The 22832-nt window shown below is 40.0% G+C and carries 17 protein-coding genes; 15 read left to right on the top strand and 2 right to left on the bottom strand.

Annotated elements, in window-relative coordinates; all coding sequences use genetic code 11:
* Positions 1-7 precede the first annotated feature (7 nt).
* The 13 genes from ABKW31_RS15690 to rmf all read left to right on the top strand — a co-directional run bounded on the left by ABKW31_RS15690 (position 8) and on the right by rmf (position 20582).
* Positions 8-229 (top strand): DUF2835 family protein, encoded by a 222-nt coding sequence (locus ABKW31_RS15690; RefSeq protein WP_348617510.1) that lies wholly within the window; start codon positions 8-10, stop codon positions 227-229.
* 187 nt (positions 230-416) lie between these two features.
* Positions 417-2483, top strand: a complete 2067-nt coding sequence (locus tag ABKW31_RS15685) for a DUF1302 domain-containing protein (RefSeq protein WP_348617509.1) — start codon at positions 417-419, stop codon at positions 2481-2483.
* Between the two features lie 11 nt (positions 2484-2494).
* A complete protein-coding gene (locus ABKW31_RS15680; RefSeq protein ID WP_348617508.1) occupies positions 2495-3862 on the top strand; it encodes a DUF1329 domain-containing protein in 1368 nt (455 codons plus the stop codon).
* A gap of 60 nt (positions 3863-3922) precedes the next feature.
* The gene (locus ABKW31_RS15675; protein WP_348617507.1) at positions 3923-4927 is read left to right on the top strand and encodes a YCF48-related protein; all 1005 of its coding nucleotides are present in this window, start codon (positions 3923-3925) and stop codon (positions 4925-4927) included.
* The gene (locus tag ABKW31_RS15670; RefSeq protein WP_348617506.1) at positions 4920-7235 is read left to right on the top strand and encodes an MMPL family transporter; all 2316 of its coding nucleotides are present in this window, start codon (positions 4920-4922) and stop codon (positions 7233-7235) included. The genes ABKW31_RS15675 and ABKW31_RS15670 overlap by 8 nt, the downstream gene beginning before the upstream one ends.
* A 281-nt stretch (positions 7236-7516) precedes the next feature.
* Positions 7517-12355, top strand: a complete 4839-nt coding sequence (locus tag ABKW31_RS15665) for an NAD-glutamate dehydrogenase (protein WP_348617505.1) — start codon at positions 7517-7519, stop codon at positions 12353-12355.
* 61 nt (positions 12356-12416) lie between these two features.
* Positions 12417-13424 carry a quinone-dependent dihydroorotate dehydrogenase gene (gene pyrD, locus ABKW31_RS15660; RefSeq protein ID WP_348617504.1) on the top strand — a complete coding sequence of 336 codons (1008 nt, stop codon included), beginning with the start codon at positions 12417-12419 and terminating at the stop codon, positions 13422-13424.
* Between the two features lie 119 nt (positions 13425-13543).
* Positions 13544-14071 carry a cell division protein ZapC domain-containing protein gene (locus tag ABKW31_RS15655; protein WP_348617503.1) on the top strand — a complete coding sequence of 176 codons (528 nt, stop codon included), beginning with the start codon at positions 13544-13546 and terminating at the stop codon, positions 14069-14071.
* A gap of 111 nt (positions 14072-14182) precedes the next feature.
* Positions 14183-16285, top strand: coding sequence for a bifunctional 23S rRNA (guanine(2069)-N(7))-methyltransferase RlmK/23S rRNA (guanine(2445)-N(2))-methyltransferase RlmL (rlmKL, locus tag ABKW31_RS15650; RefSeq protein ID WP_348617502.1), 2103 nt, complete (start codon positions 14183-14185; stop codon positions 16283-16285).
* 10 nt (positions 16286-16295) lie between these two features.
* Positions 16296-16529, top strand: a complete 234-nt coding sequence (locus tag ABKW31_RS15645; protein WP_348617501.1) for a glutaredoxin family protein — start codon at positions 16296-16298, stop codon at positions 16527-16529.
* Entirely contained in the window at positions 16526-18445 is a 1920-nt protein-coding gene (locus ABKW31_RS15640; protein WP_348617500.1) for an ABC transporter ATP-binding protein, read from the top strand. The genes ABKW31_RS15645 and ABKW31_RS15640 overlap by 4 nt, the downstream gene beginning before the upstream one ends.
* Before the next feature lie 27 nt (positions 18446-18472).
* On the top strand, positions 18473-20146 hold the full coding sequence (locus tag ABKW31_RS15635) for a DUF3466 family protein (protein ID WP_348617499.1): 1674 nt from the start codon (positions 18473-18475) through the stop codon (positions 20144-20146).
* A gap of 259 nt (positions 20147-20405) precedes the next feature.
* On the top strand, positions 20406-20582 hold the full coding sequence (gene rmf, locus ABKW31_RS15630; protein ID WP_348617498.1) for a ribosome modulation factor: 177 nt from the start codon (positions 20406-20408) through the stop codon (positions 20580-20582).
* A gap of 42 nt (positions 20583-20624) precedes the next feature.
* Here the strand turns inward: rmf and fabA are convergent, their stop codons facing one another.
* Positions 20625-21143, bottom strand: coding sequence for a 3-hydroxyacyl-[acyl-carrier-protein] dehydratase FabA (gene fabA / locus ABKW31_RS15625; protein WP_348617497.1), 519 nt, complete (start codon positions 21141-21143; stop codon positions 20625-20627).
* Between the two features lie 139 nt (positions 21144-21282).
* Between fabA and ABKW31_RS15620 the strand changes: the two genes are divergently transcribed.
* Complete coding sequence (locus ABKW31_RS15620; protein WP_348617496.1) at positions 21283-21531, top strand: hypothetical protein; 249 nt, start codon at positions 21283-21285, stop codon at positions 21529-21531.
* Between the two features lies 1 nt (position 21532).
* Positions 21533-22255 (top strand): heparan-alpha-glucosaminide N-acetyltransferase, encoded by a 723-nt coding sequence (locus ABKW31_RS15615; RefSeq protein ID WP_348617495.1) that lies wholly within the window; start codon positions 21533-21535, stop codon positions 22253-22255.
* A gap of 17 nt (positions 22256-22272) precedes the next feature.
* Here the strand turns inward: ABKW31_RS15615 and ABKW31_RS15610 are convergent, their stop codons facing one another.
* Entirely contained in the window at positions 22273-22827 is a 555-nt protein-coding gene (locus ABKW31_RS15610; RefSeq protein ID WP_348617494.1) for a YgjV family protein, read from the bottom strand.
* Between the last annotated feature and the right edge of the window lie 5 nt (positions 22828-22832).

The raw sequence follows: 22832 nt of genomic DNA, 5'->3' as shown, positions 1-22832 counted from the left end.
ATTAACGATGCAAACGTATTTTTTTACCTTGTCAGCCAGCTATGAATATTGCCTGAGACTATACGAACCAGGCATATATGCTGTCGTTATAATTGACGAAAAAGGTAAGAAAGTTCAGATACCCACGAAAAATTTACGTCCCTTTGTTGGCCAGAATGGCATTAGGGGCAGGTTTAGATTGCAAGTTGATAATACGAATCAGCTGCTTAGTTTCGAAAAGATGAGTTAGTTATTTCACGTGCTCGGTTAAATAATGAACACAAGTGATTGATATGTAAGTACATCATAGATTTTCAACTGGTACGATTAGTTCTTGCTATCAATGCAAAATGATGTAATCATTTTGTTAATATTAAGTTCGTTAAACTATGGCAATTGCTCGTGTTTTTTACACGGTTTATTGGGGAGTATAAAAGATGATTTATGGGACTTCCATATTCAAGAAAACAACAATCGCGTTAGGTATTGCCAGCGTATTCGGTGTTTGTTCAATTAATGCAAATGCAGCAGAGTGGAATAGTGGTGATTGGTCGGCTAGTTTCTACTCCAATTTTTCCATAGGCACTAGCGTGCGAGTCGAAGACATTGATTTTTCAAGAGTCGGAAACAGTAACCAGTTAAATTTAGACTGGTCGGGTTATAACCCTGCAACCAATCCTATTTATAGTTCGGCCGATGTATGGGGTTTGACTGATGCAGCTTATTCGACCAACGGTGATTTGGGTGATTTAAATTTTGATAAAAATAAATCATTTTCAACCTTGTTTAAAGGTGTGCATGAATTAGAAGTCAACTATAAAGATGTTGGTCTCTTTATGCGTGGTATGTATTTCTATGACTTTGAAATGAAAGACCGCTCTCGTGCTTGGACTAATCCCATTACTGGCAATAAACAGGATCCTTGTGCTTCAAGCACCGCAAGTGAAGAGCTTTGTTCAGACATTCGTTTATTAGATGCTTTTGTTTATGCTGATTTTAGCATTGCTGACAAACCTGTCAGCTTGCGTGTGGGTCAACAAGTTATCACTTGGGGTGAGGGTACATTTATTCAGCATGGTATTAATACTATCAGTCCTGTTGATGTCACCCGTGCGCAGGCACCCGGTGCCGAGCTAAAAGAAGTATTTATCCCGGTTGGAACGCTTTTTGGTTCAATAGATTTAACCGAATCATTCAGTCTTTCTATGTACTATCAATACGAATGGCAACGCAGCCGCTTGCCACAAGCAGGCAGTTATTTTGCGACTAATGACTTTGCTGGTGAAGGTGGTCAGGCACAAAATATTCAACTTGGTTTCAGTGGTAACCCAGATATAGATTTAGAATTTTTGTTAGCAGGTCTAAATCAACTTGGTGGTGCTCTGCAAGCAGGTGCTAGTTCTAGCCAAATTGGTAGTGCTTATTTGGCATACCCAACTAAAGTGGCTATCAGAGGCTTCGGTGATGCTGCGCATCATGATGCCAGTGATAGTGGTCAATACGGGATTAAAGCGACCTATTTTGCTTCTGAATTGAATTACTCTGAATTGAGTTTCTATTTGATAAATTACCACAGCAAACTTCCTTTGATTACTGGGGTGACCTCGAATTTCACTCAAGGCGCTATTGGAGCTGATTTAGCTTATTTAGCCCAAAATGTCATGACTCGAGACAATATTACAGACCTGCAAGCGTTTACTAAAATAGAATTTGAATACCCAGAAGATCTGAAACTTTATGGTTTTAGTTTCAATACCAATGTGGGTGAAACTGCATTGGCTGGTGAGATATCTTACCGTGTGGATGAGCCACTGCAAATTGATGATGTTGAGTTGCTTTATGCTGCCATGCCACAACAATTAGCAATTGCAGGTATCAGACCAGATTTTGCTGGCATCTCACAACTAGATGGTTATCTAGGAGGGGCTATTGGACCGGGCGAGACTGCACAGGGTTATTTGAATTCAGATACTATGCAGATTCAAGCAACCGCAACCCATATTTTTGGGCCGATGTTAGGTACCGACAATCTTGTGGTTTTGGGCGAAGTGGGTTTTGTCAATATCATGGACTTTCCTGATCCCAATGTCATTCGTTTGAATGGTCCTGGCTCGGTTAGAACACCGTCGTTAGAGCCGACTGCAGATGGTAATCCAAGAACAGGTTTGCATATTGGTTTGTCAGATGGGCCTGAGTTAAATCCATTCCCAACTAAAACCGCATGGGGTTATCGATTATTGGCTAATGCTTCTTATAACGACGTATTTGCTGGGGTAAACCTACAGGCTAGATTCACCTTTGCACACGATGTTAATGGTATAACCCCTGATCCTATGTTCCTATTTATCGAAGAACGAAAATCAGCTAGTGCTACTTTAACCTTTGATTATTTAAGTAAATTGTCAGCTTCTTTAGGTTATAACAGTTTCTGGGGCGGGGTAGGCACGACGAATGCCTTGTCTGATCGCGATTTCGTGTCTTTTAATGTTAAGTATTCAATTTAGAGAGTCCAATTATGTTTAAAAAACTCGTATTAATTAGTTCTGTAATCTCATTGACGCTAGCGACTAGCATGGTCAATGCTAAGGTTTCAGATGCCGAAGCGAATAAGCTAGGCAACGAACTAACGCCACTAGGTGGCCTGAAAGCCGGTAATAAAGACGGCAGTATTCCTGAATGGACGGGTGGAATAACGGCTCCACCTTCTGGTTACAAGCAAGGTGACTTTCATCCAGACCCCTTTAAAGACGATAAAGTTTTGTTTGAAATTACGGCGTCAAATTACAAGCAGTACGCTGAATTCTTAAGTGATGGTCAGCAAAAGATGTTTGAAACCTATCCTACTACTTTCCGTATGCCAGTTTATCAGACGCATCGTTCGGCATCGTCTCCTCAGTTTGTCTATGATGAAACGAAAAAGAACGCACAAATGGCTGAGTTAATTCAAGGTGGTAATGGTGTTAAGAATGCCGCTATCGGTATTCCTTTCCCGATCCCACAATCTGGTGTTGAGGCAATCTGGAATCACATACTGCGTTATCGCGGTCAATCAGTGCATCGTTTTGGTGGTCAGGCGGCGCCGACCGCATCTGGTGATTATACCATTATCGGTTTTGATGATTTGTTATTGCAAAAATATTCAGCTAAAGATGCTACCCGTGAAAAGCTACTTGAAGAAAACGTTATTTCTAAATTTATGCAAGAAGTTACGTCACCAGCGCGTTTAGCCGGAACTGTATTGTTAGTGCACGAAACCATGGATCAAGTAAGAGAGCCGCGCAAAGCCTGGACTTACAATACAGGTCAAAGAAAAGTACTTGCTGCTCCAAACATTGCTTATGATGCGCCTGGTACAGCAGCAGATGGTTTGCGTACAACAGATGACTTCGATATGTTTAATGGTGCTCCAGATCGGTATAACTGGGAGCTCAAGGGACGTAAAGAAATGTATGTTGCTTATAACAGCTACAAATTACACAGTGATAAAGTCAAATATGAAGATATACTCAAACCGGGTCACATAAATCCTGACTTAACCCGTTTTGAAAAACATAGGGTTTGGGTGGTTGAAGCTAATCTAAAACCAGAATATCGTCACGTTTATCAAAAACGCGTATTTTTTATTGATGAAGACAGCTGGCAAGTTCAAGTAGCCGATATGTACGACAATCGTAACGAGCTATATCGGGTTGCTGTTGCGCATGGCTTAAACTATTATGAAGTACCTACCCAATGGTCCACTCTTGAAGTGTACTATGATCTAAACTCTCGACGTTATTTAGCTTTGGGCTTAGATAACCAAGAATATATGTACGAGTTTGATAAAGAGATGGATGATGGTGATTTTACGCCCAACGCCCTGCGTCGGAAAGGAAAACGCTAAATTAGGAAGAAAAATGGTTGGCGTTGCCAGCCATTTTTTTAACTTAACAATGAGTACTCTATGTTGTTTAAAATAAAAAGTTTATCCCTGCTGTGTCTGTTACCTCTTTTGGTTTTTGGCCAATCCAATGACCATTCCTATATGGCGCCATTAGCCTCAGAATCCCTATTGTTAGATATCACCCGCAATACAGACAATTTTATTGTGGTGGGCGAAAGAGGTCACGTATTGCGTTCAGTTAATGGTATCGACTGGCAGCAAATTGATGTGCCTACTTTGTCAACTTTAACTGCGGTTACCACTTTGGGGCAGAATGTGTGGGTTGTTGGTCATGATGCGACCATACTAAAAAGCACTGATAGTGGCGCAACGTGGCGTTTACAAAATCGCAATATTGAGTTAGAGAAGCCGCTGTTAGACGTCCTGTTTTTCGACAACAATCATGGAATTGCTGTTGGTGCTTACGGACTCTTTTTACGTACCCAAGATGGGGGTGAGAGTTGGCAGTCAGAATTGCATGCAGAATTGTTGAATCCTGACGATAAAGAATATATGGATGAACTCAAACAAGAAGATGAAGCCTTCTATCAACAAGAGTTACTGTCTATTCTGCCTAACATTAATCGTGTTAGTGCTGACGGAGATACCTTATATATGGCGGGTGAATCCGGCTTGTTGGCAACGAGTATCGACTCAGGAGTTAGCTGGCAACGTATGGATATTGATTATTCTGGGTCATTTTTTGATATTCAACGAACTAAGTCAGGTCGTCTTTTTGCTGCTGGACTAAGAGGTAACTTGTATGAGTGGCAACTAGATAAATGGCAAGCACTAGAGTCAGGCTCTACTTTCACTTTAAATTCCATCGTTTCAGTTGATTTAAATACATCGATAGTCCTTGGCAATAACGGGGCGATAGTGAAGATTACAGACGATAAAGTTAAATTTGTACAAACTGACGAAGGCAAGTCCCTTATTAATGCTGAAATGCTGGGTGACAAATTACTCGCAGTGTCTGAAGTAGGTATTAAAAATGTGGTAATAGGGACAAGTGCACATGAATAATATTATTAAATCCATTGAAGCTTTTGTTTTTCGCTACCGTTTAGCGGTTATTCTGGTTTTTTTATTAACCACCTTATTTCTCGGTTTTCAGGCGTCACAGCTTAAATTAGACGCTGGCTTTACTAAAAACATCCCCCTTAATCATGAATATATGCAAAACTATATGAAGCATAGTAAAGATTTTGGTGGGGCGAACAGTGTATTGGTTGCTGTTTGTGATACACAGCAAACTATCTACAATAAAAGCTTTTTTGATACTTTAAAAAATGTCCATGACCAATTCTTTTTTATAAATGGTATCGATCGTTCACTGGTCAAATCAATCTATTCTTCGTCAACCCGCTTTACCGAAATTGTAGAAGGCGGCTTTGCCGGTGGGCCGGTGATTCCAGCCGATTTTAATTCTTCTCACCCTGATGCATTAGACAAAGTTGCCAGTAACATAGAAAAAGCCGGCATTGTTGGCCGATTAGTGTCTGACGATTTTAAGTGCGCCATGGTCTCAGGGCAATTGCTTGATTTAGATCCTAACACCGGTGAAAAGTTAAGTACCTTAGCCTTTGCGGAAGACTTAGAGGAACAAATCCGTAAGCCATTCGAAAATGAGCAAGTCACTATTCATATCATTGGTTTCGCTAAGATGATCGGTGATGTGGCTGATGGTGCCAAAGATGTCGTTATCTTTTTTGCAATCGCCATGGCCATCACTGGGATATTAGTCTTTTTCTTTTGTAAATCATTGATGCTGACGTTTATACCGTTGCTATGTTCAGTGATTGCGGTTATCTGGCAACTTGGATTATTAACCTTACTAGGTTTTGGTTTAGATCCGATGTCGATATTAGTGCCATTTTTAGTTTTTGCTATTGGTATTAGTCACGGTGTGCAGATGATCAACTCCTTAGGTAAAGAAGTCATCGCGGGTTCCAGCGTAAAAATGGCTGCACAAAGTGCCTTTAGGACATTATTGATCCCCGGTGGCGTTGCCTTGTTGTCTGATACTATCGGATTTATGACTTTGTTAGTCATTGATATCGGTATTATTCGAGAACTTGCCATCACTGCTAGTATGGGTGTTGCTGTTATTATTTTGACCAACTTAGTTTTATTGCCCGTTTTAATGTCTTATTTAAAGTTGGATGATAAATATAAGCAAAAATTTGCTGGTAAAGAATCACGTTCAGATAAATTTTGGGACACTATAGCTGCATGCTCAAGTCCCAAAGTGGCCGTGGTTATTTTAGTGGTTACCTTGGCACTATTTGGCTTTGGTTGGGTTCAGTCACTTAAAATGAAGATTGGTGATTTGCATGCTGGTGCGCCTGCACTGCATGAAAATTCTCGTTACAACCAAGATACATTTTTGATCACCGACAAATTTGCTATTAGTGTGGATTATCTATCCATTCTGGTTGAAACCGACCCTAATTCCTGTTCGTCTTACGAAGTTATGACTGCCATTGACACGTTACAGTGGAAGATTTCTAATGTGCCAGGTGTGCAATCAGCGGTTAGTTTGGCTTCAGTCGCTAAAATCGTAAATGCAGGATACAACGAAGGTAATCCTAAATGGCGAGTCTTACCTAGAAATCAAGCTACACTGGTACAAGATATATCTTTAGTACCGACCTCTTCTGGCCTATTAAATGGTGATTGCTCAGTGATGCCGATTATCCTGTTTATGCAGGATCACAAAGCTGAAACGATCACGGCTGTGGTTGACGCAATAAAAGAAGTACGGCAAGAATACGAAACGGATACGTTAAAATTTCAACTGGCTTCTGGACCTGTAGGTGTTATGGCTGCGCAAAATGAAGCTGTAAGTGCGGCACAGAATCCGATGATGGCCTACGTATTTGGTGCGGTTATTATATTGTGTTTACTCAGCTTTAAGTCACTGCGTGCGACGCTAGCGGTGGTAATACCGCTTTATGTTGTATCAGTATTAGCGCAGGCTTTGATGACATATTTGCAAATTGGACTTACTGTTTCTACCTTGCCGGTCATTGCGCTAGGGGTAGGTATTGGGGTTGATTATGGCATTTATATCTTGTCGATAATGAGTGCTAAACTCAAAGCTGGAATGGCGGTTAGACAGGCTTATTTTGAAGCATTAAAAGAGCGCGGCAGTGCAGTGTTATTTACTGGAGCGACCTTGGCAGTTGGCGTAAGTACTTGGGTATTTTCGTCACTGAAGTTTCAAATGGATATGGGTATTCTGCTGACATTTATGTTTATCGTAAACATGATGGGGGCAATAATTGTACTTCCTGCGTTGGCTGCCTTGTTCTGGCGTAAACAGCACTAAAAATATTTTTGCATAGTTATTAAATATATTGATTTAAAAAAGGCCTTTAGGCCTTTTTTTATGAGTGTTATTTGCATGCTTATGATGAATGTTAATTTTGCGTAAATTTAATGCTTTTAATACTCGAGTAATTTAGCGAAAATAGATTCATTAAATCAAAAAACTGTATATTTCTCAGTCTTTTGACTAATCTGAATGGGTCAAATATGTTTTTATTATTTTAACAAATGTGACACATTTACCCTACAACATGAATAGCCAGCTAATTAAAAGGTAAGCACATGACGGTTACTAATAACCAGCATTCCGTTTTACTCGAAAATGTTTACAAACTTATTCAAAAGAAACTTGATGAGTCTCAAGTTGATCGCGTAGTCCAGTTTTCCAAAATACTGTTTAAGAATATATCCAAAGACGATCTTGAGAATCGCAGTGATAGCGATATGTATGGTGCAACCTTGAGTTTGTGGAATGAATTTTACGATTATTCAGGCAATAAACCCTTTATTCGCGTTTTTAATCCTGAAATAGCCAAACATGGTTGGCAGTCGACTCATACCATCATTGAAATAATTGTTCCTGATAGTCCATTTTTAGTTGACTCAGTGCGCATGGCTTTAAATCGTATGGGTATCACCGCCCATTTACTGCTGCACAGTCCTATTAAAGTTAAACGTGACAAGCTGCACAAATTTGTCGCTTTTGATAGCGCAGATAGTGATAAAGAAGGGGTGGTTAAACAAACGGTCTTTTTAATTGAAGTTGATCGTCAAACCAGTAAAAAAGAACTTGAAGCATTAAGCTCTGAGTTGCTGTCAGTAGTCAGTGAAGTGTCTCTAGCCGTTAATGATTGGCAAGCTATGCGTGACCGCCTAGCCGTGATAATTAAAGAATTTCCGAGTCGCCCATTTCCGCAAGATGGTAAAGAAAAAAATCAAACAATTAAGTTCTTAAATTGGTTATACGATCATAATTTTACCTTGATGGGCTACCGTCATTACAATGCAAAACCTATTAGAGGTGACCACCGTTGGGTGGCCGATAACGACTCTAGCTTAGGTTTAATGAAAAACTCCAAAAGTGAGCGGGACAGAGTATTATCTAATATCCCAGATTCTGCGCGGACCGAAGCATTAAGTAAAAACCCATTAATGCTAACCAAAACTAACTCTCGTTCAAGAGTGCATAGACCTGCCTATATGGATTATGTGGGAATTAAGCAATTTGATGAACAGGGAAATGTGGTTGGCGAAGATCGTTTTATTGGGCTGTACTCGGCCGCATTTTATAATAGCAGCGCAACACAACTACCAGTATTACAGGAAAAGATTGATGCCATTTGTACTCTGTCAGGTTTTGAATTGGGTTCACACGGGCAAAAAGCGTTTTTGAATATTATTGAAACTTATCCAAGAGATGAGTTAGTGCAAGGTACGGTTGAAGAGTTAGCACAAATTGCTTTAGGCATTTTTCAAATGCAGGAGCGTGGTATATCCCGTTTATTTGTGCGCAAAGATCAGTTCGGACGTTTTGTTTCTTGCATGGTTTATGTGCCTCGAGAACGTTACAACACACAATTGCGTAAAGATACTCAAGAGCTGCTAAAAAAATCTTTTGGTAGCCATGAAGAGGTGGAGTTTACCACTTACTTCTCAGAATCAGTTTATGCTCGGACCCACTATATTGCGCGTGTTAAAAACAATAACTCGGAGTTTAATGTGAGAGAGATTGAAAAAAATATCATTGAACTTACCAAAAGCTGGGAAGACCGCCTGCTAACAACGATCCGCAATAAACACGGTGAAGCGGTTGGTAAGGCGCTGGAGAAAAAGTACGTCAATGCCTTCTCCAGAAGTTACAAAGAATATAACTTACCCAGTGCTGCATTGGTTGATATGGATAAGTTAGAGCAGTTAAATGCTGAGCAAACCTTGGATATGTTGTTTTATCGCCCACAAGAAGAAGGGCCCGATAGTAAAATTGTTAAGTTAAAATTATTCCATAAAAATGAACCCATTCACCTTTCAGCGGTGTTGCCCATGTTGGAAAACTTTGGTCTACGGGTCATAGATGAGAGTCCATTTAAAGTTGATTGCGGTAATGGTGAAATTAATTGGATCATGGATTTCTCCATGTTGCACAACACCAGTAATGATATGGAACTTGAACAAGCGCAAAGCTTATTCCAAGATGCCTTTTCTCAAGTATGGTATGCAAAATTAGAAGATGATCCTTTTAACCGTCTTGTTTTGGGTGCAGGTTTGACCGGTAGAAAAGTCACTATCTTACGAGCTTACGCAAAGTATATGCGGCAGATTGGTAGTTCTTTCAGTCGGGATTATATCGCCAATACTTTGGCTAATTACCCTGAAATCGCTAAGCAATTAGTGAAATTATTTGATTTACGTTATAACCCCAAAATTAAGCAGGCGGCTAAAAAAGTCGAAGCACTTTTGCTGGTGATCAAAGAACAAATGGATACCGTTTCCAATCTAGATGACGACAGAATAATACGCCGTTATTTAGACTTGATAATGGCAACCTTAAGAACCAATTTTTATCAGCTGGATGAGGAAGGTAAAGAAAAGTCTTATGTTTCTATCAAGATGCTGCCAGATTTAATTCCAGAAATGCCGCTGCCTAAACCCAAATTTGAGATTTTTGTTTATTCGCCGCGAGTAGAAGGTGTGCATTTACGTGGTGGCAAAGTAGCTAGAGGCGGTTTACGTTGGTCAGACCGACAAGAAGATTTCCGTACTGAGATCCTCGGTTTAGTTAAGGCCCAACAGGTTAAAAATACGGTTATTGTTCCAGTGGGAGCAAAGGGTGGATTTGTTTGTAAAAGTTTACCCGTTAATCAAGGCAGAGCGGCCTATATTGCTGAAGGACAAGCCTGTTATAAAATATTTATTCGCAGTTTATTGGATATTACCGACAACATCATTGATGGCAAAGTAATACATCCAAAAGATGTGGTGCGCTTAGACGAAGATGACCCATATTTAGTTGTGGCTGCCGATAAAGGAACGGCTACCTTCTCTGATATTGCTAATGGTATTTCACAAGAGTTTGGTTTTTGGTTAGGTGATGCCTTTGCCTCAGGTGGCAGTATTGGCTACGACCATAAAAAAATGGGTATCACTGCCAAAGGCGCATGGGAATCTGTTAAGCGCCATTTCCGAGAAACAGGAATTGATTGTCAAACCACTGAATTCTCGGTAGTGGGTATTGGTGATATGGCTGGTGATGTATTTGGTAATGGTATGTTGTTATCCAAACATACAAAACTTATTTGTGCCTTTAACCACTTACATATTTTCTTTGATCCAGAGCCAGATGCGGCTGCTACCTATCAAGAGCGTCAACGTTTATTTGAAAATCCATCGTTGAGTTGGGACGATTATGATCGTTCTTTGATTTCAAAAGGTGGCGATATATTTTACCGCTCAGCGAAGTCAATTAAATTGACCGCAGAAATGCGTAAATGGTTGGGGACTAAGCAACTCACCATGACACCTAACGAATTGATCCACAACGTCTTAAAAATGCCAGTTGACCTTATCTGGAACGGCGGAATCGGTACGTATGTGAAGAGTACCAAAGAAACGAATTCAGACGTAGGCGATCGCGCTAACGACGATACTCGGGTTAATGGTAAAGATGTAAAAGCTAAAATAATTGGTGAAGGTGGTAACTTAGGTATGACTCAGTTGGGTCGTATTGAATACGCCATGCATGGTGGCCGAGTTAATACTGACTTTATTGACAACGTGGGTGGAGTGGATTGCTCTGACAATGAAGTTAACATCAAAATCTTATTAAACGCCTTAGTTAATGCGGGTGATTTGACCCAAAAGCAACGTAATAACCTGCTGTATTCGATGACGGATGATGTGGGCGAACTGGTTATCCAAGATTGCTATCGTCAAACACAATCTATCTCTATTTCGCATCTTGGCGGCGTAACTCAACTCAAAGAGCAGTTACGTTTTATCCATGGCTTAGAAAGAGAAGGGTATTTAAACAGAGAGCTTGAGTTCATCCCTTCTGATGATGAAATTTCCGACCGCTTGGCAAAATCCATGGGCTTAACCCGTCCTGAACTCTCGGTTATGTTAGCTTATGGCAAAATGGTATTGAAAGAAAAATTCAATATTCCTTCAATTACTCAAAACCCTTATCACGGTAAGCTATTGATTGAGGCATTTCCTAAAGTATTACAGGAAAAGTTTGCCGCTCAAATGGAGCAGCATCCATTACGCAGTGAAATCATTGCTACTAAATTGACCAATAACATTATCAATGACATGGGCATGAATTTCGTTTTTAGAATTCAAGAAGAGACAGGCGCTGGCGTAGATGAAATTGCCAATGCTTATGTGATAGTCAAAGGCATATTTGGCTTAGAGAGTTTGTGGGAGCAGATTGAAACGCTCGACGCTAGTATCAGCGCTCAAGTACAACTGTCTATGTTAGAGGGCATGCGACGCACTCTAAGACGCGCGGCACGCTGGTATTTGCGTCATGGCAATAAATCGCTCAGCATCCAAGAGGCGATTAATTGTTATAAAACGACCTACCAAGATTTGTTTGTAAATATTCAAAACTATCTGGTTGTGGATGAATACAAGCAACTGGAAACTACTTTACAAAATTATATCAATGCAGGCGTACCAGATAAAATTGCTTATCGTGTCGCTAGTCTAAGTAATATGTTCCCTAGCTTAGACCTTGCGCAGGTTGCTGAGGTTGAGAAACGCGATATTAAACTAGTCGCTAACTTGTATTTCAAATTGGGCTCTAAACTAGAAGTACATTGGTTCTTGGAGCAAATTAATAATCAACCCGTGAATAACCATTGGCAAGCCTTAGCTAGAGCCTCATATCGTGAAGAACTTGATTGGCAACAACGAGCCTTAACGACGGTATTGCTTAATTCTTCACCAAAAAGTGTTAATGCCGAAGAAATTCTAGAAAAATGGATGGAAAATAATCAAACATTGTTAGATCGTTGGTATCATATGATGTCTGAATTTAAAACCAGTAGCACCCATGAATTTGCGAAATTTTCGGTGGCATTGCGTGAACTGATGTTACTCAGTATTAACGCCAATAGTTAACGTAAACATAGCAAGCTAAAGCCCTGGTCATACCGGGGCTTTTTTATATAAAGAGAAAACGATGTATTCAATATTTCAAAAAGCCTTATTTAGTCAAGATCCGGAGTGGAGTCATGATTTCACTATAAAATCGTTGAGATGTACGCAAAACACCCTGTTAGACATGGCCTATCGTCAAAAAGTTAACGATAAACCTGTCAAGTTATTTGGCTTACATTTTAAAAATCCACTTGGACTTGCTGCCGGGCTAGATAAAAATGGCGAATGTATTGATGCGTTTGCCGCAATGGGTTTTGGTTATATTGAGATTGGTACGGTGACACCCAGAGCGCAGTCGGGTAACGATAAACCTCGGATGTTTCGTCTGCCGCAAGGGCAGGCCATTATTAATCGCATGGGTTTTAACAATAAAGGCGTTGATAACTTGGTCGCGAATGTAAAACGAGCACGCTATAAAGGTGTCTTGGGCATTAATATCGGCAAAAACAAAGATACCCCAGAAGAAGCGGCCTTGAGTGATTATGTATATTGCTTGCAAAAAGTCTATGAACTGGCTAGTTATGTGACGATTAATATTTCGTCGCCAAATACCCCTGGTTTACGTAATTTGCAGCACGGCAATGCTTTAAATAGTCTGTTGACGGGCTTAAAAACCGAACAAGCTAAACTGGCAGATAAGCATAAAAAGTATACGCCAATTCTAGTTAAGATCGCGCCAGATCTTAGTGAGTCAGAAATTGAAAAAATGGCAAGTGCATTGATCGCCAATGGGATCGATGGGGTAATTGCCACCAATACGACCCTAGATCGCCAAGCGGTTATTGGTCAATTAAATGCTGAGCAGGCAGGGGGCTTAAGTGGAGAGGTTCTGTGTGAAAAAAGTCAATACGTCGCCACTAAACTTGCAGCCGCATTAGATGGCGCAATACCGATGATTGGCGTGGGTGGGATTCATGATGCAGTATCTGCGAAGGCTAGGCTCGACGCTGGATCCTCACTGATCCAACTCTACACTTCACTGATCTATCAAGGCCCTAAAGTGATCAAACAGATCGTCAATGGCTTATAATGATCAGGGCATGATCAAAGTAAAATAGATCAAATTATTATTAACATGGATGTTATTTTACGCTCACAGCTATGGTAGCTTGCTCAGTATTGGAAGGTTAATTAGAGAGCGCTCAGCCTATGTTACAGCCTACGACAGATTGGCATTGGTACTGCGACAAGCAGTATTTAATGTTATCCCTCAAGCATAACTTGCAGTTTCAAACGGCTTACAATATTGGCCGTTTGTTAAATGTGCCTGCCGACAAACAATTTTTTTCTATGCTCGACTCAGAGCGTTATATGCAGTTGGCAGAGCAATTAGAGGCCAGTCATTTAAATGTGGGGGCTGCCGAGATGACCCAGATTTTATTAAATGCTATTGCTGCCATTACGTTCCATAAACCCGTAACACTGCGCAGTTGGTATTTTTGTGAACAAAATCATGCGGGAGCTATTCGCCAATTGGCCAGCCTTGAAAACCAAGATGGAAAGGGCAATGTACTGATCTTAGAACAAGAACAACATGTGGCGACTTGCATGGTTATATCCCAGAGCCTTATTCTTAATGCCAACAAACAATTGCAGAAATTTGAATTAGTAAAGGTAATGAAAAATCGATTGATCCCTTATATCGCCCCAGCAAAGCAACTTTCTCAAACGGCCTAAAGCGTTAATAGCTGAACATGTCAAAATAAAGCGCTTTTATGTGCTATTAACTATGCGCCGAACTGTGATTTACCGTATAATCCCGCCCGATTTATTTCTTAGGTAGCATGAATGTTAGAGTTTTTAATTACAGCAGCAAAAGGGCTTGATGAGCTTTTGTTAGAAGAGTTGTCATCAATCTGTCCTGATAGTCAGCTAAAATCGAAGCCTGGCCAGGTGATAATGTTTGCTGAAATTGAGGATGCGTACAAAGTATGTCTTTGGTCACGTTTAGCTAACCGAGTTCTTCTAAAACTCAGTGATGGCCCTGTCAGCGACGCTGAAGATTTATATAAAATTGCTGACAAGGTTAATTGGCCAACTCATTTTGGCACTAAAAATACTTTTGTGGTTGATTTCAATGGTACAAATCAACAAATAAATAATACCCAGTTTGGTGCGTTAAAAATTAAAGACGCGATTGTCGATCAATTTACGACCTTTTTTGATGAGCGTCCTTCTATTAGTAAAATAGCGCCCGATATTAGAGTTCATGCCCGTTTATGGCGAGATAATCTGAGTATCTATTTAGATATGTCTGGTCGAAGTTTGCATCAAAGGCATTATCGCAGCAAAACGGGATTAGCGCCGGTTAAAGAACATATTGCCTGTGCAATGTTAATCCGCAGCGGTTGGAGCAAGAATCAACATTTACCTCTGTTAGATCCTATGTGTGGCTCGGGCACCATCGTTATTGAAGGAGCACTAATGGCCGCCAATATTGCTCCTGGTTTAAAACGGGACTATTGGGGTTTTTCCCAATGGCAACAGCATGAAGAGAGCATTTGGCAGGCATTAATCAGCCATGCTAAACAACAAATTAGCAAACCACAGACTAAGATCTATGCCAATGACATTGACCTTGGCGTGTTAGCTTTAGCTAAAGAAAATGCCCACAATGCTGACGTGTTTGATTTTATTCAGTTCAGTCACCAAGACGTCAGTCATTTTAAGCTTGAAGAATTAGAACCTGGTTACATTGTGTGCAATCCGCCTTATGGCGAGCGGCTGAGTGATAGCGCTCAACTATTTCCATTATTCCAACAATGGGGCGCTTGGATAAAACAACACTTTGTCGATTGGCATATGTCGCTGCTCACATCCAATCGTGACTTATTGCGGCAAATGAAGCTTAACGCTAAAAAAGAATATCAGTTGATGAATGGCAAGCTTGAGTGCCAACTGGTTAACTACGTTTTAGACCAACAGAATTGCCAAGCGCGTGAAGTGAAGTTAATTCAAAATGATTTTGTTAATCGCTTAACTAAAAATCTTGTGCGCAGTAAGAAGTGGCTTAAATCACAAAACACCAACTGTTATCGTATTTATGATGCCGATTTGCCTGAGTATAACGTGGCTATTGATTGTTATGCTGATTGGCTGGTCGTGCAGGAATATGCTGCGCCCAAAGATGTGCCAGAACATGTCGCTAAAAGACGTTTGCATGAAATCATTGCAGCGTTGCCACAAGTGACCAAAGTGAATCCTGATCATATTGTGCTCAAAGTTCGCGAGCAACAAAAGGGTAAAAATCAGTATCAAAAAGTTGCACAAACGCGGCAAATGATTGAAGTATTTGAAAATGGAGCCTTATTTAAGGTTAACCTGAAAGACTATTTAGACACGGGTTTGTTTTTAGATCATAGAATTACCCGTCAATTGGTTCAACAAAAGTCCAAAGGTAAGGATGTCTTAAATTTATTTGCTTATACCGGCAGTGTATCAGTGCATGCAGCGCTTGGTGGTGCCAAATCGGTTACTACGGTTGATATGTCAAATACCTATATTGATTGGGCAAAAGAGAATTTTCAGTTAAATAAATTGCAAGGAGCTTATCATTTTGAGCAGGCAGACTGTTTAACATGGTTAGGACAACACAAGCAAAAATATGATCTTATCTTTATCGATCCACCGTCATTCTCAAATTCTAAACGTATGGAGAGTACTTGGGATGTGCAACGGGATTATTTGGATTTGGTTAAGGATGCTGTGGCTTGTTTGAATACAAATGGTAGCATTTTGTTTTCAAATAATTTGCGACAATTTAAATTGGATGAAGCCGCCTTGGGTGACCTAGGATTAGCAGTTAGTGATTTAACCAAACAAACTATTCCTGAAGATTTTCAACGCAATCCTAAGATCCATCATTGTTGGTTACTCACTAAGGAAAGTTGAAGGTTTATCTATGTCTAAATTTATATTTTATTCCGGCCAACAATGTTGTTTGTGTGACGAAGCTCTGGCACTGTTAGGGCAAACCAATATTGAAATCAATCAATTAACAAAAATTGACGTTAAATCGGACCCACAAATTTATCATTTATACGGTGCAAGAATTCCGGTTTTAGTGAAAGCTAACAATCAACAAGAATTAGCTTGGCCTTTTGAATTATCACAATTAATAGAGTTTGTATCTTGAGTTTATTACAGTTAAAAAATGCCAGCATTATTCTTGGACATCCCCCCTTATTGAATGGCATTGAATTAGTTATTCAGCCTGGAGAAAGATTATGTTTAGTGGGTCGCAATGGTTGCGGGAAATCCACTTTACTTAAAGTTATTGCGGGAGAGGTGATATTGGATGATGGCCAACGTATGGTCAATTCAGACGTTAAAATATCTCGTTTACCGCAAGATCCGCCGCAAAGTGTCGAATGCAGCTTGTTTGACTATGTGGCTGAGGGATTAGCTGAAGCAGGCGAGTATTTAAAAGCCTATTTTCATCAGATTGAAGTCGTCACCGTTGACCCAAGTGAAGCCAATCTAAATAAATTAGAGCGTTTGCAACACGAATTAGATCATCACAATGCGTGGCAATTAGAGCAGCGTATTCAACAAGTACTAACTAGCTTAAATCTAGACCCTACTATGCAATTAAGTAGCCTTTCTGGTGGATGGCGTCGTAAGGCGGCGTTGGCTAAAGCAATGGCTTGTGATCCTGACATATTGCTACTTGATGAGCCGACTAACCATTTAGATATTGATATGATCAAGTGGTTGGAAGAAGCGGTTAAAAGCTATAATGGTGCAGTGGTTTTTGTCAGTCATGATAGGGCGTTTATTCGTAAAGTAGCGACCCGTATTATCGACTTAGATCGCGGTAGTTTAGTTAGCTATCCCGGGGACTACGATGCCTACCTTGCGCAGAAAGCCAATGATCTTGAAGTTGAAGAAAGTCAAAACGCTTTATTTGATAAAAAATTAAGTATTGAAGAAACGTGGATAAGACAAGGGGTAAAAGCCAGACGTACACGTAATGAAGGAAGAGTGCGAGCTCTTAAAGCCCTACGCGATGAACGTTCACAGCGCGCAAACCGTCAAGGTAAGGCCGTGGTCAGCGTGAGTGAGTCTAAGAGCTCAGGCAAAATTGTTTTTGAAACTGATGAATTGTTTTATCAAATCGAAGACAAGTTAATTGTTAAATCGTTAACCACCACCGTATTGCGCGGCGAAAAATTAGCACTTGTAGGCCCCAATGGTTGTGGCAAAAGTACTCTAATAAAACTGTTATTGGGTAACTTACAACCAAGCGGTGGAGACGTTAAACGAGGTGCTAATATTGAAGTCGCATATTTCGACCAACATCGAGAGCAACTAGACGGCGAACTACGGGTTATCGATGCGATCGCTGATGGCAAGCGTGAAGTCACAGTAAATGGCCGCACTAAACATGTCATGAGCTATTTGCAGGATTATCTGTTTATTCCTGAAAGAGTAAATTCACCAGTCAAATCTTTATCGGGTGGAGAGAAAAATCGATTATTACTCGCTAAATTAATGCTCAAACCCAGTAATTTGCTGATCCTCGATGAGCCGACTAACGATTTAGATGTGGAAACCCTAGAATTGTTAGAAGAAACCTTGTCAAGTTACCCTGGTACGGTCATTCTGGTTAGCCATGATAGGGAGTTTGTTGATAACGTGGCGACCACGAGTTTGTTTTTTGAAGGCGAGGGAGAAATTAGAGATTTTGTGGGAGGCTGCACGGATATTTACCAGTGGTATGCTCAGCAGGCTCAAGATTCTCAGCGGGCGGTAAAAAAAACCTCTCAAAGTGCAACTAATAGCAATAGCGATAGTCCTAGAACGACTAACGTGAGTTCTAAAGGTAAAAAGTTATCCTTTAAGTTACAACATGAATTAGAATCTTTACCGGCAAAAATTGATTCCTTGGAACAGCAAGTTGCGAAATTACAATTGACGGTAAATAGCCCCGAATTTTTTAAACAAGAAGCAGCTAGTTCAGCCCAAACCATTGCACAGTTGGCTCAAGCAGAACAAGAGTTGAATCAGTGTTTTGAAAGATGGGATGAATTAGAGAATATGCTCAAATAATAAAACTAGCAGTAAGCAGGATGTTAAATGAAAAAAACTAGACTGGCAGTATTATTGTCATGTTCATTGATCACTTTAGCGGCGCAAAGCGCTCAGTATAAAGTGGTTGAATTACCCATGAGTGAAATAGGGCAGAGTGCTTTCCCTACAGATATTAACAATAGTGGCACTATTTCAGCCAATGTGCAGAACATTTATCTGCCTGTTATTGATGTGTCTTTGATCAATTTTGAACTTGAGTCGCTTATTAATAACTTAACGGATATAGAAGCGGCAAAGGCTGGTAATTTAAATGCTGCAGATTACCTAATACTGTATTCCTTTGTTACCGCCAATCGTGAAAACCAAGCATTTCAACAAATAGCCCAAAGAAAAAGCTTTGTTAGCAGTGAAACTATGGCGACCCTGTTGCCTGGTTTTGATTTAAAAACAGTTTCAAACGATGTTTATGATGGTAGTACTTCTACTATTGTTCGTGGCTTGAATGACTTTGGTTATGCTGTTGGCGCAGGGCAAGGCGGCTTTTATAAATTTCCTTATGTTCTTGAAGATGCAACTGAAAGAACTTATGTGCTCAATGATTTTTACCGACGTGCCTTTGTCCAAGTAAACGGCAGCGTAGTTGAATTGCCACCGCCCGATACAACAGTGGGGGGGTTGAGTGATGCTTTTGATATCAACAGTAATAATCAAGTAGTGGGTAATGGCACCACAGACATCGCCTCCGCAACATTTCAAACCAGTGTTGATAACTGTCTTGATGATACGGTTCGTACTGATATTCCAATCGAATCATGCTTACGTACCCTAAATATTGCTTTGAATAGCAGTCCTGGCTCTTATGCTCAACGTCGCGGGTTAATTTGGCAGTTAGACGACCAAGGTAATTTGCTCAGTACTAAAGAGTTAGGTTTATTGTTACAACCTGAGTTAGATGATACACGTATATTTAGTAGCACTGCAGTAGCGATTAATAACAATGGTATCGCGGTTGGAGAATCTTCAGCTGATACTGTTTATAGAGGGAGAAATTATACCAACGGCGCTGCTGCGTTTTTTATTGGTGATCAAGTATCCACTATTAATAGCGATGTTGACAACTTCACAAGCACAGCCATTGACATCAATGATGACGATATTGCGGTGGGTTATGTACAAAAACAAGTTAACGGTGTCTTACGTAAAAAGATGTTCGTGCATAACATCAATACTGATGTGACAAGCTATCAAGATGGTTTCTTCCTTGGTTCATCTACAGTGCCCAGTAGCATGAACAATAACGGAATGGTTGTTGGATATGGTGAAGTTGAGTCATCCATCGGTAACCGTCGCAATGCAGGTTTTCTATATAATGATGTGAATAAAACTTTTACAGACATAAATACGCTTATTGCTTGTGACTCTCCGTACTCCATTCAAAATGCAAATGGTATAAACGACAACAATGAAATCGCTGCTACGGCATTAAAGAAAGGTAAGAGCACCAATGTCAGGGGAGAAGTTGTACTCGACTCTGATGGCTTAGAAGTTGAAGTTGACGTTGTTGTGGCGGTTAAGCTCATCCCCATCGAGGGTGGAAGTGTTGAAGAATGTAACGCGGTTGATGATATCAATCTTCCACGGCAAGGCGCAGGCTCAAGCTGGTTGCTTTTATTAGCATTTATAGGTTTTGGCTTAAGAAAATACCAACGAAACGCTTAATTTCGTTAATGTTGAAAATGTGATTACGAACTAAACCTTAATGCTGACCACATTGAGGTTTTTTTATATTTCAATTTTGTGAAAATTGAGTTTTTTTATAAAAATTTAGTTTATAGAAAAATCTAGAAACGATTCAATGAGTTAATATTTGTCAATTGTTTTACTTTGATTTTGACGTTGAACCTAGCTAATTATTCCACTATCTGTATAGAGTGATCTAATTGATCACAGCTAATTCAACAGCATAAGAGGAAACTCAATGAAGAGACAAAAACGCGATAAACTTTCAAGAGCACACTCAAAAGGATATCAAGCTGGTATTGTGGGTCGTTCTAAAGAACTATGTCCTTTTCAAGCGTCAGTTGCGCGCTCTGAATGGTTAGGCGGATGGCGTGAAGCCATTGGTGACCGAAGTGTAGGATTAATTAATCGTTGAGTAATAAGCCCCTAAAAGGGGCTTTATTTTTAGAGTGATAAATTAAAAGTTACTGGTGTCTTGAAATAAACCGACTTTTAAATCTTTAGCCTGATAAATAACCCGACCATCTACTGCTACCGTCCCGTCAGCCATGCCCATAAAAAGCTTACGTTTGATCACGCGTTTCATGTCAATACGGTAGGTTACCTTTTTAGCTGTTGGTAAAATTTGTCCAGTAAATTTCACTTCACCTACACCTAATGCACGACCTTTACCAGGGCCACCACACCAACCTAAGAAAAAGCCAACCAATTGCCACATCGCATCTAAACCTAAGCAACCAGGCATAACTGGATCGCCAGGGAAATGACAGGCAAAGAACCATAAATCTTCGCTAATATCTAACTCAGCAACAATATAGCCCTTATCGTGTTCTCCGCCTGTTTCGTATATTTCAACAATGCGGTCCATCATTAACATATTAGGGGCTGGAAGTTGACTATTACCTGGTCCAAATAACTCTCCGCGACTACAACTTAAAAGATCGTCACGAGTAAAACTGTTTTGTTGTATTGTCATTGTATAAACTGCCTTAATGAATTCAGCGGGTAATTTAGCGAACACTTGTAAGCTAAACAACTCTGAACAGTGATATATTTGAATAATTTGGCAGATAGTTTACCAAGATAATAGAAAATAAGCATTTTTGGGTTAAATAATGAATAAGAAATTGTCGGCTAACGCTGAAAAACAAAAGCGATTCCGCTTAAAACAAAAAGAATTAGGTAAAAAACAAGTACGTGGCTACGTCACACCTTTGGCGATGGATTGTTATAAAGAAATCAGTGCTAAAACCGGTTGGACCGATAGTGAAGTGCTTTCTAATGCGTTACGCATAACCTATGCGGCCTATAAATGTGGCCAAATTAAACTGCTAAATGAATGGCTTAAAGACAATAAAAAGTAATATGACAATAACCCTTAATACCAATAAAACACTGCAGGCTAATAGGCTCTTAGCCCTCGATGTATTGCGTGGGTGTGCGATTGTGCTGATGGTACTTTTCCATTTTGCTTATGATCTCACTGTATTTGGTTATGCGCAGTACGACACCAATGCAGATATTGAGTGGCGAGTATTTAGAGCCATTATTGTTAGTGCCTTTTTGTTGGCCGTAGGTATGAGTAGTTATGTGGCTTATTATTCGAGATTAAATAAACAAAAATTAGCCTTCAGTACTGCGAAATTAGTCGCAGTGTCTGCGTTGATATCATTGAGTAGTTACTATATGTACCCCAATCACTGGGTATATTTTGGCATTATCCATTTTATTGCAGTCGCCTTACCGCTATCTGTCCTGTTTTTGCATTGGCCCCGTTTTTCTATTTTGCTAGCAGTTGTCTTCTTGCTTGGCTATTTCAGCGATATCGTGACACTTAATGTTATTTGGCAGTGGACGGTGGTCAATTGGGGTATTCCAAAACATACTGTTGATTTAGTGAGCTTTATTCCTTGGTTTGCACTTGTTTTGTTAGGCAGTGTCGCGATGCATTATAGACTGTTACCTCAGCTTAAACCGAATAAAACGGCTAGGGGGCTAGCTTTTCTTGGGCGTCATTCATTGCTTATTTATTTGATACATCAACCCATCTTGTTTGCAGGATTTTACCTAGTAGAGTTTATGAAATAAGGATAACTTAATGTGCACTATTCTTTTTTGGACTCATGCAATTCTTGACGAATGAAACCGTACATTGTGTTTGCATTGACGACTAAAAATAGTGCTTCTATCACCGTACCGCCGATAGAGCCCACCAAATAGTTATGAGTTAGCCAACAAAGTGTACCAACAAACATAAGGGCTCTCATACGTAATCCTTGTTCTTTAAACATAGCCCATGTACCAAGAATATTGCCTATGATAGGCAGAACCTCAGTAACACTTCTAACAGTAGGAAGTGCAAATATTAATACAATAGCAATCAGGCTCCACATCACCGCGGTGCTGCGTGAACGCATTGAAACATAGGTTCTGAAGGTTCCAAGCCAAGCGGCGAGGGCACTCGCCCATAAATCTAGCATTAAAAATTGAATGCCCATTAATAGGGTATATATTGTGAGATTGCGCTTTAATAAATAATCACTTTTTTGCAAAAAGGCACTCAAGCCAACGACCAAGGCCACCAAACCAATGGTTTGTGCCCAAGGCGCTTCTTGAAAAAGTAATACGATAGATTTGAAATAATTATCCAGTAATTCCACTGAAT

Source organism: Paraglaciecola sp. 25GB23A, from assembly GCF_040012495.1.
Lineage (GTDB): Bacteria > Pseudomonadota > Gammaproteobacteria > Enterobacterales > Alteromonadaceae > Paraglaciecola.
Note: the sequence above shows the minus strand (reverse complement) of the source record. Positions and strands in the feature narration are given on the sequence as shown.

Coding starts and splice junctions, on each gene's coding strand:
- ABKW31_RS15620 (WP_348617496.1), top strand. CDS start 21,283: ATGAATAAGAAATTGTCGGCTAACGCTGAAAAACAAAAGCGATTCCGC.
- ABKW31_RS15680 (WP_348617508.1), top strand. CDS start 2,495: ATGTTTAAAAAACTCGTATTAATTAGTTCTGTAATCTCATTGACGCTA.
- ABKW31_RS15655 (WP_348617503.1), top strand. CDS start 13,544: ATGTTACAGCCTACGACAGATTGGCATTGGTACTGCGACAAGCAGTAT.
- pyrD (WP_348617504.1), top strand. CDS start 12,417: ATGTATTCAATATTTCAAAAAGCCTTATTTAGTCAAGATCCGGAGTGG.
- ABKW31_RS15665 (WP_348617505.1), top strand. CDS start 7,517: ATGACGGTTACTAATAACCAGCATTCCGTTTTACTCGAAAATGTTTAC.
- ABKW31_RS15635 (WP_348617499.1), top strand. CDS start 18,473: ATGAAAAAAACTAGACTGGCAGTATTATTGTCATGTTCATTGATCACT.
- fabA (WP_348617497.1), bottom strand. CDS start 21,143: ATGACAATACAACAAAACAGTTTTACTCGTGACGATCTTTTAAGTTGT.
- ABKW31_RS15670 (WP_348617506.1), top strand. CDS start 4,920: ATGAATAATATTATTAAATCCATTGAAGCTTTTGTTTTTCGCTACCGT.
- ABKW31_RS15685 (WP_348617509.1), top strand. CDS start 417: ATGATTTATGGGACTTCCATATTCAAGAAAACAACAATCGCGTTAGGT.
- ABKW31_RS15645 (WP_348617501.1), top strand. CDS start 16,296: ATGTCTAAATTTATATTTTATTCCGGCCAACAATGTTGTTTGTGTGAC.
- rlmKL (WP_348617502.1), top strand. CDS start 14,183: ATGTTAGAGTTTTTAATTACAGCAGCAAAAGGGCTTGATGAGCTTTTG.
- ABKW31_RS15675 (WP_348617507.1), top strand. CDS start 3,923: ATGTTGTTTAAAATAAAAAGTTTATCCCTGCTGTGTCTGTTACCTCTT.
- ABKW31_RS15615 (WP_348617495.1), top strand. CDS start 21,533: ATGACAATAACCCTTAATACCAATAAAACACTGCAGGCTAATAGGCTC.
- ABKW31_RS15690 (WP_348617510.1), top strand. CDS start 8: ATGCAAACGTATTTTTTTACCTTGTCAGCCAGCTATGAATATTGCCTG.
- rmf (WP_348617498.1), top strand. CDS start 20,406: ATGAAGAGACAAAAACGCGATAAACTTTCAAGAGCACACTCAAAAGGA.